Origin of the sequence: Paraburkholderia gardini (genome assembly GCF_907164545.1) — a bacterium.
Lineage (GTDB): Bacteria > Pseudomonadota > Gammaproteobacteria > Burkholderiales > Burkholderiaceae > Paraburkholderia > Paraburkholderia gardini.
The window spans coordinates 61,869-76,552 of sequence record NZ_CAJQZB010000018.1; the positions used below are offsets into that span (position 1 = coordinate 61,869).

12 protein-coding genes are annotated in these 14,684 nt (G+C 59.4%); 7 read left to right on the forward strand and 5 right to left on the reverse strand.

From position 1 onward, the window contains the following. Positions 1–4: 4 nt before the first annotated feature. A complete protein-coding gene (locus tag LPA37_RS14405; RefSeq protein ID WP_228980640.1) occupies positions 5–1,204 on the reverse strand; it encodes a glycine C-acetyltransferase in 1,200 nt (399 codons plus the stop codon). A gap of 153 nt (positions 1,205–1,357) precedes the next feature. On the opposite strand from LPA37_RS14405, the gene LPA37_RS14410 reads away from it, so the two are divergent. The 3 genes from LPA37_RS14410 (at position 1,358) to LPA37_RS14420 (ending at position 3,766) form a co-directional block, all read left to right on the forward strand. Further along, entirely contained in the window at positions 1,358–1,981 is a 624-nt protein-coding gene (locus tag LPA37_RS14410; RefSeq protein WP_407672528.1) for a helix-turn-helix domain-containing protein, read from the forward strand. A gap of 127 nt (positions 1,982–2,108) precedes the next feature. Beyond that, a complete protein-coding gene (locus LPA37_RS14415; RefSeq protein ID WP_229012947.1) occupies positions 2,109–2,495 on the forward strand; it encodes a DUF2471 family protein in 387 nt (128 codons plus the stop codon). A gap of 236 nt (positions 2,496–2,731) precedes the next feature. Beyond that, positions 2,732–3,766: a tyrosine-type recombinase/integrase gene (locus LPA37_RS14420; protein ID WP_228980636.1), complete on the forward strand. Its 1,035-nt coding sequence runs from the start codon at positions 2,732–2,734 to the stop codon at positions 3,764–3,766. A 143-nt stretch (positions 3,767–3,909) separates the two neighbouring features. Here the strand turns inward: LPA37_RS14420 and LPA37_RS14425 are convergent, their stop codons facing one another. Continuing rightward, positions 3,910–5,121, reverse strand: coding sequence for a DNA-binding protein (locus tag LPA37_RS14425; RefSeq protein WP_229012948.1), 1,212 nt, complete (start codon positions 5,119–5,121; stop codon positions 3,910–3,912). 1,836 nt (positions 5,122–6,957) lie between these two features. Between LPA37_RS14425 and LPA37_RS14430 the strand changes: the two genes are divergently transcribed. Next, positions 6,958–8,310, forward strand: coding sequence for a replication initiation protein (locus LPA37_RS14430; protein WP_228980621.1), 1,353 nt, complete (start codon positions 6,958–6,960; stop codon positions 8,308–8,310). Positions 8,311–8,373: 63 nt separating this feature from the next. Here the strand turns inward: LPA37_RS14430 and LPA37_RS14435 are convergent, their stop codons facing one another. Both LPA37_RS14435 and parA read right to left on the reverse strand, forming a co-directional pair. Then, entirely contained in the window at positions 8,374–9,444 is a 1,071-nt protein-coding gene (locus LPA37_RS14435) for a ParB/RepB/Spo0J family partition protein (RefSeq protein ID WP_228980619.1), read from the reverse strand. Positions 9,445–9,468: 24 nt separating this feature from the next. Beyond that, the gene (parA, locus tag LPA37_RS14440) at positions 9,469–10,131 is read right to left on the reverse strand and encodes a ParA family partition ATPase (protein WP_228980617.1); all 663 of its coding nucleotides are present in this window, start codon (positions 10,129–10,131) and stop codon (positions 9,469–9,471) included. A gap of 912 nt (positions 10,132–11,043) precedes the next feature. Between parA and arsC the strand changes: the two genes are divergently transcribed. Beyond that, positions 11,044–11,412, forward strand: a complete 369-nt coding sequence (gene arsC / locus LPA37_RS14445) for an arsenate reductase (glutaredoxin) (RefSeq protein ID WP_228980615.1) — start codon at positions 11,044–11,046, stop codon at positions 11,410–11,412. Positions 11,413–11,470: 58 nt separating this feature from the next. On the opposite strand, the gene LPA37_RS14450 is transcribed toward arsC, so the two are convergent. Beyond that, a complete protein-coding gene (locus tag LPA37_RS14450) occupies positions 11,471–12,436 on the reverse strand; it encodes a sulfonate ABC transporter substrate-binding protein (RefSeq protein WP_229012949.1) in 966 nt (321 codons plus the stop codon). Positions 12,437–12,684: 248 nt separating this feature from the next. On the opposite strand from LPA37_RS14450, the gene LPA37_RS14455 reads away from it, so the two are divergent. Next, positions 12,685–14,061, forward strand: a complete 1,377-nt coding sequence (locus LPA37_RS14455) for a GntT/GntP/DsdX family permease (protein WP_228980611.1) — start codon at positions 12,685–12,687, stop codon at positions 14,059–14,061. A 275-nt stretch (positions 14,062–14,336) separates the two neighbouring features. Then, a complete protein-coding gene (locus LPA37_RS14460; RefSeq protein ID WP_228980765.1) occupies positions 14,337–14,627 on the forward strand; it encodes a DUF1272 domain-containing protein in 291 nt (96 codons plus the stop codon). Positions 14,628–14,684: the final 57 nt, after the last annotated feature.

The following is a 14,684-nucleotide window of genomic DNA, read 5'->3' on the forward strand; positions in this document are numbered from 1 at the left end:
CGTTTCAGATAACGCCAAGCGTTTTACCGACGCGCGCGAACGCATCGACGGCGCGACCGATCTGCTCCGGCGTATGCGCCGCGCTCATCTGCGTGCGGATGCGCGCACGGCCTTTTGGCACCACTGGAAACGAAAAACCGATGACATAGACGCCTTCGCGCAGCAGCGCGTCGGCCATGCGTGAGGCGAGTTGCGCGTCGCCAAGCATCACCGGGATGATCGGATGCTCACCCGGCACGAGCGTGAAACCGAGTGCGCTCATGGCGCTGCGAAAATGCGCGCCGTTGGCGCGAACGCGCTCGCGCAGCTTCGCGCCTTCCTCGCTGGCAAGCAGGTCGAGCACCTTCAGGGAGGCCGCGGCGATGCTGGGCGTGAGCGTGTTCGAAAAGAGGTATGGACGCGAGCGCTGCCGCAACAACTCGACGACTTCCCTGCGTGCGGCGACATAGCCGCCCGATGCGCCACCGAGTGCCTTGCCAAGCGTGCCCGTGATGATGTCGACGCGCGAGAGCACGCCACAATGCTCGGGCGTACCGCGCCCGTTCTCGCCGATAAATCCCACTGCGTGCGAATCGTCGACCATGACGAGCGCACCGTACCGGTCCGCCAGATCGCAGATGCCGGCGAGATCGGCGATGATGCCATCCATCGAAAACACGCCGTCAGTGGCAATCAGCTTGAATCGCGCGCCAGCGGCATCGGCCTCCTGCAACTTAGCTTCGAGATCGGCGAGATCATTGTTCCGGTAACGGAAACGCTTTGCCTTCGACAGACGCACGCCATCGATAATGCTGGCGTGATTCAGTTCATCGCTGATGATCGCGTCGGATTCGTCGAGGAGCGTCTCGAACAGGCCACCGTTCGCATCGAAACAGCTGGAGTAGAGAATGCAGTCGTCCGTCTGCAGAAACGCGGCGATCTCACGCTCCAGTTCCTTGTGCACCGTCTGCGTGCCGCAGATGAAACGGACCGATGCCATGCCAAACCCGTCCCGGTCGAGTCCGTCTTTTGCGGCGGCCACGAGCCGCGGATCGTTCGCGAGGCCCAGATAATTGTTGGCGCAGAAGTTCAGCACATCGGCGCCGCCCTCAAGACGAACGTCAGCCGACTGCGGACTGGCGATCACGCGCTCGGTCTTGTAAAAGCCGTCGTTACGAATCTGCTCAACCGTGCTGCGCAGATGGGCGAGAAAGGGTTCACGCATGAATCAGGCTCCTGAATGGCCCGGCGGATCACGCCGTGGCATTAGCTCGCGGACCGGCAGCCTGTTATAGTCGGCTGTCAGCTTTACCGGATTAATTCTATATTTCGAACCTAAGTTCGGTATATCGAACAACTTTAAACGATAGGTCACCCGATGGCAAGTTCCGGAACGCGCCGCACATCGACAGCGTCCCCTCTCACGCCCACGGCCCAGGCTGCGACGGTCGCCGCGCCTCCACGCGTGGGCGAGCAGATCCAGCGCCTGCGTGGCGAAAGGCGGATGACGCTCGACGATCTCTCCCGCGCAGCCGGCGTATCGAAATCGATGCTGTCGGAAATCGAGCGCGACAAGGCTAATCCCACGATCGCGGTGGCGTGGCGTCTCACGAACGCGCTTGGTGTCAGCCTCGATTCGCTGTTCGCCCAGCAGAAGCCGCCGGAAGCCATCGCCGTATCCGGACCACACGAAATTCCGACGCTGAGCGGCCACGACAGCCGCTATCAGTTGCGGGTATGGGGGCCGATCGAGCTCGCGGGCAAGTTCGAGTGGTACGAACTGACACTGCAGCCGGGCGGCGCGCTCGTCTCGAACGCACACGAGCCCGGCACGCGCGAACATTTGACGGTGCTGAACGGCACGATCGAAATCGACGCCGCGGGCACGAGCCGCAAGCTGAAGGCAGCCGACACGGCGCGCTACATCGCCGACGAACCGCACGCGATCCGCAATGCAGGAAAAGGCGAGGCAAAGGCCTTGCTGGTGGTGATTCACGGGTGAACCTCCGCGCTCATGCAACGCCTTCACGATAGCGCAACGGCAGCAATCTGACGCCTCGGCCGGATGGCCGAGGTTGCACCAACTACTGTATGTTTGTACAGTATAGGCAGATTGACCGGAGCCCAGAATGAACCACCCGAACGAGCATGACCTTGCCGCGCTGCGCTTCCAGGCGGCCGCGCGCGATCTCGAACACATCGTGCGTCACATCGCAGAGCGATATATCGCGCAGCAGGTACCGCTGACGTGGCGGCTGCTGCATGCAATCGAAGCGGAGGCGCTGGCCGATCTGGGCTTCGCGAGCCGCCACGACGCATTTTTGCTCGTGCTGTTCCAGCGGCCGGATAACCTGCCATACCCGGAAACCGACGATACGGTGGATTTCGGCGCATCGAACGCGTTGCCAGCGGTATTCGCCTTTGCGGTCAATGCTTATGAGAAGGCGCACGTCGCCTCGATGCAGTCTGCGGGAAAGCGGGCGGCGGCAATGCGCCCCAGCGCCTGGGGCGGCTAGGCGAAGGGTCTCGTCCGTTATGGTTGCATTGGAGGTCAGCAGGCGCGGTGCGCATCGGGGGGCGACGCATCGCGGAAAGCGTGCCTCAGAAGCGATGTCTTTTTATCCGTATTTGTGCGCTGAAGGCGCCCGAAGATCTGTGAGCCTGGGACCGATAGCGTGTTGACCTTGCGCTTCGCGTCTGGAAAACGCCATATGAATGCCCTACACTTCACGCAACTAACGGATATTCAATTATGGTCGCTTCGCCTCCTTCATCGCAACCACGACGGCAACCGGCCAGTACCGATCTGTTCGACCAGCAACGCGAAGACTGGCGACGCGATCCTCGCATCGCGTTCGACGCCTGGCTCGCGGGTCAGCAGTTCCGCCGCTCTTCGGCCGATGTGTATCGTGCGCAGTGGGGACTGTTTCTCGACTGGTTGAAGGTTCGTCGCAAAAGTCTTTCAACCGTCGACATGCATACCATCGCCGATTTCGTCGCTGGTCTCGATATCCGCAAACCGCAACGTGCCCGATATTTAAGGCTGATTGAGCGTGTGCTCGATCACGTCCGCGAAATCGAGCTGGCATCGACCAACCCCGCGCGCTTTATTGCCCAGGATGGAGACGCCGCATGGCGCAACGCCCGCGACAATGAACCAACCGGATTTCTCGCTTCGGTCGAACGATCGCTTCTGGTTGCACATCTGTTCTCGCCGCTCGCCGATCTCTCCGCTGCGGCCCGATGGCGTGAGCGTCGCGATCGCGCCTTGATCGCGGTTTTTCTCGGTGGCGGACTCAAGACCGGCGAAGCGCGAACGCTAACCATTAGTTGCGTGAATCCAGGCTCGCCCTGGGTTCTGGTCGAAGCCGCCAATCCTGCCTTCACGCGACGCGCCCGGCTCTCGCCGTTCGCCGTGGCCGTCATGGATGCATGGCTTGCCGAGCGGCGTCTTTCCGAACTGGCCGGCAATCTTGTGTTTCCGGCTTCGCCTTCGGGACGGCCGATGCACAAGGCGACGATGTTGCGATCGGTCGATGCGCTGATCGATGCCGCGGGCATTTCGGACGCACGTACAACACGCGCCAGTCCGCATACGTTGCGCAATACCTACGCGGCAGATCTGTTCGAAGCCGGTGTTGAGCCGGAACTCGTGGGTCAGTGGCTTGGATTCATGCAGCCCGTCTCTTCGAACCGGCTGCACCGCGCGTGGCAAAACTGGATGAACCTGCAGGACGCACCGGCGAGCGACATTCCAGATCCAGCCTCATCAACGCGTTCTATCTAGCGATCATGCCCGCCAGCCGGGCGTGCGCCGATTCCTGATCCCGAAAGGGCTCACCCACAGGCTCCCGAAATGGCTCACCTTTATCGCACGTCGATCGCGGCTCGACTGGCCGGGTGTTTGTGTTTTGTTGCCCGATTCGTTTTCTAGTTTGCCGTCGAAGCGGAAACGGTCCTGGCGGACAGAAACCGCGCCACCGCCTGAAGTCTGGAGTCGCCCATGCCCGACGAATGCTCGCATTCCGGACACTGCAGTTCGAAGCGGTGATCCACCTGCGACAACTCCGGTTCGCCATCCCCGCATTTCGGGCAGTGAAGCGGAAGGGCGACCTGAGCGTCGGCGAGGGTTCCGATCGCGCTTAGCTCGTCAGGCGTCAGGCGCCCGGCGCCGGCCAGCGCGCACAGCAAACCGGCAATGGCAGGATCGATACCTTCGTGCGAACGCAAGGCAGTCACTTCCTTGCTCAGTGCATCGATCTCATCTGACTGCTCGCGAACCTGCGCGTCCAGCCGGTCGCCGCGGGCCTTCGACGAAGCGATCTGCTGAATGAAATCGAATTCCTTGCGGCTCGCGTCACGTACGCCGGACTGGTACGTCGCCGCCACGCTGCGCAGCGAGTCGAGCTCGACCAGCATCGGTTTTACCCGACGTTCGGCTTCGGCGACGGCGTCCTTGATCTGCTGTGCATAATGTTCGGTGCTTTGCCGCATATCCGCGTGCAGGGCATCCATCCGGTCGCGTAATCCAGCGTTGGTGGTCTGCTCGGTATCGAGGCGCTTGCGAAGCGCTTCGGTTTCCGCTTCGAGACGTCGGACCATTGCCTGCAGACTTTCCTGATGCGCCGATCCGTGGGAATTCACGGCAGCGAGTTCCGTTTCCAGTTCGCGGATCCGGTTCCATGCAGCATCAGCGCGTATTTCCGCACGCTCGATCGCTTCCTCCGACGCGTCAAAGCGAATTTCCGCCTCGCGCGCTTTTTGCTCGGCGGCTTCAACCTGGTGTTGCATCGTCGCGCGGTCTTCGTCGAGCGTTGAGCGCGCGTGTGTCATCGCCGCCTGGAACAGCTCACCCAACAGTTCGCCGGCGCGGTCTTCGAGCGCCTTCGGTATTGCGCCCGCACCGACGCGCACCTTCGATGCACTTCGAATACGTTCCCAGAAACTGTCGATGTCTTTTGGAATGTCACTCGCGCTGCCCGTCTGGGTTAGCTCACGCACGGTCGCCATTGAAGGGCGAATACCCAGGTCGAAAAAGAGTCGCTTGCAGGCATGAAGCGACAGTTCCTGACGGCGCCCCCCGTTTGCCCGCATCTGTTCAAGTTCCTGACGAATGGCCTGGCGTTCTTCATCTGAATTCATTCATGCCTCAATGGAACGACGATCCAGCGAATCATAACAATTTACGTAGTAAACGATACGAATTTCAGTTCCTGACTTGCTTGACAGGTAAACAGTGCGTCAAGGGTCGCCTTTACCGCGTGTATAGCTCAACATCGAAGATTTACCGTGAAACAAATCGAAGAATAGTCAATAAGCATCTGTAAATAAAGAAGATTCTGCCTTTGCCAAAAAATCGGGGCTGTTTCACGAAGCGGGATGACAGGGGCGGTTTTGATGTCCGGTGTTGTTCCTGACGGCACCGCGGATCTTCGTTGAGAGTAATAGAAGTAAACACCCTTGAACCTAGGTTAAAAACGTTAACGCCCTGGCAAAGCTATACCAGGTAAGGGTTTGCGGGCGGTGAGGTGAGGCTTTGCGGGACAGTTGGTGAGCGATCCCGGGAGGTGACGGTGATGGGGTTCAGGGATACGGGTGAGAGGGTTCAGGACAGTGAGTGAGTGGCTTCGGGAGCTGTGCGTCAGGCAGGCCATTTCTATAGGTGAGTTTCTTCGGGAGCAGACCGGCCGGAACGCCCATAACGACCTGGAAACAGGATTCCGGGAGCCCAGAAGCAGTGGTGAGTGCTTGCGGGACGCGCATCGCCTCTTCGTTTTGCCTGATTTTCGAGTCGAAAAAGGCTGGTGGTGAGACATAACGGGACAGAACGGCATGCGAAGGTGAGGGTTTTCAGGGATTGGCCGCCGAAACGCGCCGGTTTTGGGCGACCCACGGCCTTGCGGTGAGTCTTTACGGGAGGTGTAGTGACGGTCAGCGCTGGATCGACGCGGGATTTCAGGTATCAATGACGGTCGGAACGGGTAAAGGTGAGGAGATTCGGGAGATATGTCAGAAAAAATGCTGAACCCGATGGTCTTATGGGCCGGGTGACAATGGTGAGGCTTTTCAGGAGCGAGATTGGGGGGGGCATTCTGGTCTGGTGATGCTTTTCGGGAGCAAGTTTGCAGTCACTTACCGGAAACACTGCGCTGACGTTGGTCAGTGAGTGTCTCTTTCAGGTTGCTCACGATGCAAAGGTGAGGAAATGCAGGAGATGGATGATTTTCTTCTGCCCCGCGTACCCGAAGCTTGGGTCTGGCCTTCCGGTGAGTATTTCCGGGAGCGTGATCGAGTGAAGATACCGGTTGACGAATCGAAGGTAAGTGCCGGTAACGATTGGGTATTTTTCCATGGCCGCTGAAAGGTGAGGTTTTTCAGGACCTCTCGTTGCTAACCTCGTCCGGTGTCGATCTTGCGCCTTGGGTGAGCTTTTTCGGGAGGGAAAACGGTCATCTGGACAGCCTGCTGGCCGGGAATCCCGTGCAAACGGGGCCTCGCGCACGTCAAAGGTGAGGCTTTTCGGGACCTTTCCTGCCGCCATCGATCGATTCAGCCGGATTCGAGACACTCTGAAGAGTATGGAATGCAAAAACCTCCGGCGATCCTGGCGACCGATGATGAAAATGGCCGAACGTGGGACGGTCCAGCTGACTTTTGTGATGCGAAACGCGAAAACCTGACGTTCACGACCAGTTTTCGCGCCTGCGTCGTAAAATTTCGACGATATTGACCGGTGAGCCGATACGGGAGCTGAAATTGCGGTGAGTGGAAGGCCAAAAACGGAGTGAATTTCGGGATCCGGCGACGGACAACGCTTGCTGCCCCGGGTGCATTCGGGCTGCGGTGAGGACTTACGGGAACGTTTCGAGGTGAGGTGCGGTTCGTAAACACACTTCACCGGCAATGGTGAGATGCGCGCTATAGACGTGCTTCACCGCAGCCGGTATGCTTTCGCCAAATCCCTCCTCGACCCGACGCATGGCCACGAAGCGCGCGAAGAAGACTGATGTGGTGAGCCCGAGCTCCGCGGAATTGCGCAAGGCCGTTGAGGCCATTGCCATTCAGCCCAAGAGCGGCAAGATCACCCTGCTTACCCGGAAGCTGTTCAATGTGCTGCTAGCCGTGGCTCAGCAGGCAGACGAATCTGGCGATACCTATCGCGCATTATTGTCCGACATCGTCGCGAATTCCGCGTTTGATTCGAACGATACGGCACTGGTCAAAGAGCATCTGCGACGGATGGTGTCGGTGCAGGTGGAATGGAGCACAGGTACCTCGAGCCAGAAGCCGGGCCGCAAGTGGGGTATTTCCACGCTGATTGCGGACGCCGAAATTCTCGAGGATCCGGCCACGCGGCGCGTGTGGGTCGAATTCTCGTTTGCGCCGAAAATCAAGAAGAAGCTGCTCGATCCAGTGCAGTACGCGCGGCTGAGTCTGCAGTTCCAGAGCCAGTTGCGCAGCAGCGCAGGTCTCGCGCTCTATGAAATCTGCGTGCGTTATCTGACGAACCCGAGCCATCTCACGATGCGCGAGGCGTGGGAATGGTGGCGCCCGATTCTGTCGGGCACGCCGGATACGGAAGCCGGTGACGAAGCGAAGCGCGAATACAAATACTTCAAGCGCGATTATCTGCGCCCCGCGATTGCCGAAGTGAATGCCGTGACCAACATCTTCGTCGAGCTGATCGAGCATCGGGAAGGTCGACGCGTCGGGGAGATCCAGTTTCGTGTCACGGAACGCAAGCAACCGATGCTCGCGCTTGACGAACATCCGAATGTCTTCGACAGCACGCTCGTCGACCGGATGGTGAAGATCGGCATTCCGCTAAAAGAGGCGCAGACGCTTTACGCCGATAGCGAGGAGAACCGGATTCGTGCGGCCCTGCAGATGACCGAGCAGCGCATGCGCAGCACGACGTTGCCACCCGTACGCAGCGCCCCGGCGCTCTTCAAGGACGCGTTGAAGAAGGGCTACGCTCCGCCAGTCGAAGTGCTGCCTTCGGTGGATGGCGTGAAGGGCATCACCGCGGCCGTGCCGGCGGATGACCTGAAGGCGCGCCTGCTGGGCGAATACTCCGCCTACCGTCGCAAGGAAGCGCGCGCACTGTATGACGAGCAGGGTGAGTCGGAACGGGATGTGGCGCGGCAGTCTTTCGAGGAAGACGAACTGCCGTCGCTGGGCGCGCATATGCGTGATGACTGGCGTCGTCGCGGCCTGGATTCGAAGCTGGCCGAGACCGCATTCTTTGACTGGCTGGCCCGCAAGACATGGGGCGATCCCACCGATGGTGATCTGCTCGCCTTCACGCTGAGCCAGTCCCGCGCTGCCTGATCCGGCGGTTTGCCAATGAGGGCTGCCCGCTGTAATGGCAGGCAGCCTCGGTCGGATCGAGGTTTACTTCGGCAGCAACATCTGTTCGATCTGCTTCAGGATGTCGTCGCGCTTTTCACGCGTCAGCCCGCGCAACCTGAGCTCCAGACGGTCATCACCGTATGATTTCAGGTCTCCGACCGTCATTCCGTCGAGTTTGATATCGAGTCGCTGGGCGTAGCGCTGGCGTCCTGTCGGCTTCGCGCTTTCCTGCGCCGTGGCCCGGCCTTTAACGATGTCCGCGACTTGCCGCGTGCTCAGATCATCTGAAAGAATCTTGTTGATCAGGCGCAGCGTGGCGTCAGCGCCGCGCGCACTGTGGTACCGGCCAACCTGATAGGCCATGTTCGAACCAAAGCGGTCTGGCCGGGCGACCATCTCATGCATGACTGCTTCGGGCAACTTCGCGATTGACAGCGCGACGGCCACAGTGGATTCATCGAGACCGAGATGTTCGGCGAGTTCTTTCTGGCTTTGAAAATGTTTGTCATCTAGAAAACGCTTCCAGACGACGGCGTTATCAAAGACAGTCTGCGAATCACGCTGAACGTTGAGGTCGTAGCCGAGTTTGTAGCTCTGGATACCGATCGGCAGATCGATGACGATCGCCTTGACGAAATCCTTGTTCGCCTCTTTCAACGCCCGAACGCGGCGGCCGCCATCGCTGACGAAATAACTGCCAGGATTGTCATAGTCAGGGATGACATGGATCGCCTGTTGTTGCCCCTGCTTTGCCAGATTGACTGCGAGTTCGGCAATCGATGATTTCAAATAGAAATGACGTGGATTGAACGGACTCGGCTTGATCGTTTTCAGTGCAAGCTCAATGACCTGGCCAGAACGGTATCCATGTTCGATGCGCCAGGCGTGGTACTCAGCCGATTCGCTCCCAGCTTGTGACAGTGCTGGTTCTTCCATCATCGGCACAACCGCGACGTCGGACTGGCTGGAGCGTCCCGGCACGTCGGCTGACTTCGCATCGCTACGCTGAACAAGGCCATCGATAGCGTTGAGTCGGTCGAGCGCGGTGCGTTTTTCACTGCTGGTCGTATCAGGGCGCGCCTGGAAGCCTTTAGCGAATTGAGAGGGTTTCATTCAGGGTCCTTTATGCGCATAAATTCAGGGGAGCAAGGCGGCGATCTCGTTCGCGCACGCCCGTATTTCAAGGCTGGCGAGTTTGGCGCCGCGGTCATTCATCTGCAGGACGGTCTGCCCCAGTGCCATTGCCTGTTTATAGGCTTCTCGGGTCGGAATCTGGGTTTTGAGCAGCGGAAATCCGAGTTCTTCGAGGGCCCGTTTCAGTTCGCGGGTCAGCATGCGCTTCTCTTCAGTCTTGTTGAGCAGGAAGACTGCGCGAAGGTCCTCATTCATGGCCTGAGCCTGCTGAATGAGTTTGACGAGACCGACGCTTGACCAATAGTCGGCGGGCGATGATGAGGTAGGAATGACGGCGACCGTCGCTGCGAGCAGAACGACGCCGGAGACTTTTTCGGTAATGGACGGCGGACAGTCGACAACAATGATGTCGTAGTCGCCGACGAATTTCTTGATCTCGCGATGGATCTGGCCGCCAGCTTCAGAGAGATTGACGACGGGAAACGGAATTCCCGATTCTCCTTCAGACGATGCGCTTGCCCAGTGAACGAGGGTGTTCTGACCATCGGCGTCTACAACGAGGACGCGCTTACCTTTTTCATGGAAGGCAGCGCCGAGATGCATGGCGATAGTGCTCTTCCCGACTCCGCCTTTTTGTTGCGTGACCGCGATGATTTCAGCTGCCAATTCTTCACCTCATTTTTAGACGCTGATGGATTTTACCGTGATGAATTTCGATTTCAATGATTTTCGTAGTTCAGACGCGACGAATTAGCTATTCGGCCAAGGTTTATGCGCATAAACGGGCTCCTGCGGGCTGATGGGTCACGGCAACCACGACTTTCGACATTTCGTTGGCCGGAGGCTGGGTTTTTGGCCGAGACGTACTGCGGTTATTTATTTTGTGGCGATGCGGTTCGCCATTTTGAGGAGACGTTGCGGATGTACCAACGTCTCTCTCACAAACGCGTACCCACCCTGATCTGCACACGGCATCCCCGCAGGTCTCAACAATCAGACTCGCGTTTATGCGCATAAACCAGAGGTCAATGAATCGTTATCGTGGAATGGGATCAAGACGGACAGATTTGTCCGCTGCCGGTAATACAGTCGTCAAGCTGCGAAACCAGAGAGCGGGCCGCGTGATTGCGAGTGCATCGAGTGCCCTGGCCGCGAGGCATGCATCAATGGTGAACCGCTAAAAAGGCGGCTTAATGTGACGGTTGGGAATGCGTCAATCCCCGGTCTTCTGGCTGGCACGATTGGCACCGGAACTGCTCGCTGTGGGAGACGTACCTCACGTTCAGCGAAAGGGCTTCGATTCGGGCCGTAACCCGTATTCACCCGTCGTCTTTGATGTGGCAACCAGCGCTTCGACAACAGGACGATATAAACCGCGAACGACCCACGGCCGTCGATCGGCCAGCAAATCGACACTCGACGCCCACCCACGTCTAAAGCACGGCGGCGTAAGCAAGCCGCGCAGAATTCACATCGAACGTCGATCCATCCGGTCGTCATCCCAGGAACCGTGGCCGCCTAAATCGGGCGGAATCGGTACACTTCCGGTTGCTCAACGACCCGCAGGCACTTCAAACCATGATCACGATCTATCACAACACTCGCTGCTCGAAATCGAGAGGCGCTTGCGATCTCGTCGCAAACGCCTTCAATCCGAAAAATGAACCAGTGGAAATCATCGAATATCTGAAGACCCCGCCTTCGGTTGCCCAACTGAAAGAGCTCAACCGCATGTTGGGTTGTTCCGTACGCGAGATGATGCGCGATACGGAAAAGGAATACACGGCGTTAGGTCTCGCTGCTCCCGAGTTGACGGATGATCAGTTATACGAAGCAATTGTGGCGAACCCGATCCTGCTACAACGCCCGATTGTCGTGCGAAATGGACGGGCGGTCATTGGCCGCCCGCCCGAGAACATCTCCGCGCTGTTTACCAGCGCGGATTGATCAGCAACGGTTGCGATAAAACATCGACTCAAACAAAAGAATAAGCGTGATGGCGCGCTTATCCTTTCGCGCCGAGCACGGCATCCTGAGTCACGATCTTTGCCGGAATGATATGCAGTTCAGCGAACGTGTCTGCAATTCGCTGTTGTGAGGCAAGTACGGCGGCGTCGACGGGCTTGTAGATGTGTTCGTAGTGTCGGAGTCCCGCTTCGATCACCTTTGCGTCGAGGCCCTGAATGGGAGCGAGCTGCGCCGCCGCTTCTGAATAATGACCACGGACCCAGGCGCCTTCCTTGTTGACTTCGTCGATCACGACGGCGAGCACATCGCTGTTGTCCCGAGCGAACGGCCGCGCGCTCAGGAAGAATTGATGGTGATCCACGATCCCGCTCGCGTCCGCAAGCAGTCGTGCATCTGGTTGCTGTTTTGCGGCTTCGAGAAAGGGATCCCAGATCGCCCACGCATCGATCGCGCCGCGCTCGAATGCAGCGCGCGCATCGGCCGGCGCCAGGAACACCGGCTGTACGTCCGCATACGGGACGCCCGCTTTCTGCAGCGCTGCGACCAGAAACCAGTGCACGTCCGAACCTTTGTTCAACGCAATTTTCTTGCCCTTCAGATCAGCAAGTGTGTGGATTGGCGCGTCCCGATGGACAAGGATGCCTTCGGCGTGCGGTGTCGGCACCTCGTAGGCGGTGTAGACAAAGTTCGCGCCCGCGGCCTGCGCAATAACAGGTGGCGCCTCGCCGACGTAGCCAAAATCGATCGCGCCGACGTTCAGGCCTTCCAGTAGCTGCGGGCCCGCCGGAAACTCGGTCCACTTCACCGATACGCCGAGCGGCGCAAGGCGTTTCTCGAGCGTTTGCTTCGACTTGAGCAGCACAAGCGTGCTCGCAGCCTTCTGGTAGCCAATGCGCAGTTCCCGCGCGGACGTGCCCGCGAAAACGGGCAGGGCAGACGCGGCCAGCGCGACGCCAGCGCCGACAATGAATGCACGACGTGTCGGTATAAAAGTTCGTGGCATAAGAGGATTTCTGACGTTATGACGGCCGCAACACGGACCGGTTGCGGCCAACGATAAGACGCCCCGCGCCAATTGCGAACTGATGGATTCGCATAAGCAAATCACGCGGCCCCTCTATGCCAACGATTGAAACAGACAACCGCGACACTCCGGTATCGTCCGGATGGCCAGGGTGTCGCGTTCTTCAGTGCCCGCTACAATCCGTCTGTGCCTCTCACGTAATGTCTTCAACCGACACAGGAAACGCCTTGCATCCATTGACCACTCTTGCGCCATGGGCAGCCCACGACACCCAGCTCATTCTTTCCTGTGTGCTGGGCCTCGCGATCATCATTGTCTTTATCAGCGCGCTCAAGCTCGCACCGTTTCTGTCCATTCTGGTCGGCACGTTCGCGGCGGGATTCACGGCGGGTTTGCCGCTCGAAGCAGTTGCAAGTGCGTTTAGCAAGGGCGCCGGCGCGTTGCTGGGGGACGTCGGTATCATCATTGCACTGGGCGCGATGCTCGGCGCGCTAATGGCCGATTCGGGCGCGGCCGACCGGCTCGTTTCCACGATTCTCAAGCACTCCACGCCGCGCCTGTTGCCATGGATGATGGCGCTCGTCGCCATCATTATCGGGTTACCGCTTTTCTTCGAAGTCGGGCTCGTCATGATGGTGCCGATCATCTTCGTGATGGCGCGCCGCTCGCAGCAACCCATCTTGCGCATCGCGATTCCCGCGCTGGCGGGCATGACAACCTTGCATGCGTTGCTGCCGCCGCACCCGGGGCCGCTGATCGCCGTGAGCGCACTCCACGCCGATCTCGGCATCACGCTGGGGCTGGGACTGATTGTCGCGATTCCCGCTGTGATTCTCGCCGGGCCGCTGTACGGCATGTGGCTGTCGAAGCGCATGCACGTCGTCGAGCCTGAGGAGATGGGCAAGCTGTTCACGGCCGAATCCAGCCAGCTGGAGCCGCCCGGCTTTGCGATTTCGCTGATCACGATCCTGCTGCCGGTCATACTGATGCTGGGCCGCACGGTCGCAAAACTGGGTCTGTCGCCGGAGACGTTTCTCTTCGATGCGCTCAACTTTCTCGGCGAGCCGCTCGTGGCGCTGGGCCTTACCGTGCTTTTCGCGATCGTCGCACTGGGCTGGTCACGCGGCATGCCCCGTGAGCGCGTCGGCGGCATTCTCCGCAAGAGCCTGCCGCCGATTGCCGCGCTGCTTCTGACCATCGGCGCGGGCGGCGGTCTCAAGCAGACGCTCGTCGTCGCCGGCATCAGCACGACCATTGGCAAGATCGCGGTCGGCGCGCATCTTCCGCTCATCCTGCTCGCCTGGTTGATCGCCGTCGCGTTGCGTCAGGCAACCGGTTCTGCCACCGTCGCCACGACCACGACGGCCGGCATCGTTGCACCTGTCGTCACTGGCCTGAGCGCGACGCACAATTCGTTGATGGCGCTTGCGATCGGCGCGGGCTCAGTCTTCTTCTGCCACGTGAACGACGCGGGTTTCTGGATGGTGCGCGAGTACTTCGGGCTGCAACTCAAGCAGACGGTCTTCGTCTGGTCGATTCTGCAAACGATTGTTTCGGTGGTCGGACTGGCCCTGACGCTTGTTCTATGGGGCGTGCTGACCTGAGGTGAGGTTCCGGCGCCGAAGCATGGCGCCCCTGCACGATGGAAGCGAAACGCGCGGCGAACCAGCAACGTTACGCGATTGCGATGCGCCACGCGCGTGCCATCCGCAGGCTGGCAGGAATTGCCTGCTGGGTGGCAACCGTGCGTGGCGCCGCGTCGCTAGACTGGTTGCATCAGCGTCAGGTGCGCCGCATGAAGATGTGGCGCACCAGCGAACGAACCCGGCGATCTGCAGAAGCGCGTCACGCCCTTTCCATTCCGCTCAGGAGTCTTTTTATGCTGGAGTTGCGACCATCCTGCGAATGCTGCGGCAAATCCCTGCCGCCCAGCGCAACCGACGCAATGATATGTACGTACGAATGTACGTTCTGTGAAGTTTGCGCGTTGAGCGTGCTACGCAATGTCTGTCCGAATTGTGGCGGCAATTTTCAGTTGCGGCCGAATCGCCCGAAGGCGATGCTGGCGAAACATCCGGCACGCACAGAGCGGCACGAAGCGAAGCTCGACGAAGCGTCGCATGCGGAGTATTTCGAGCGCTATCGCACAACACCACCGTCCAGGCGTTGAGCGATCCGGCTTGCCCGGGGTCGCGCAGCGCAAACCCGCGGCGAACCGTCGTCCATC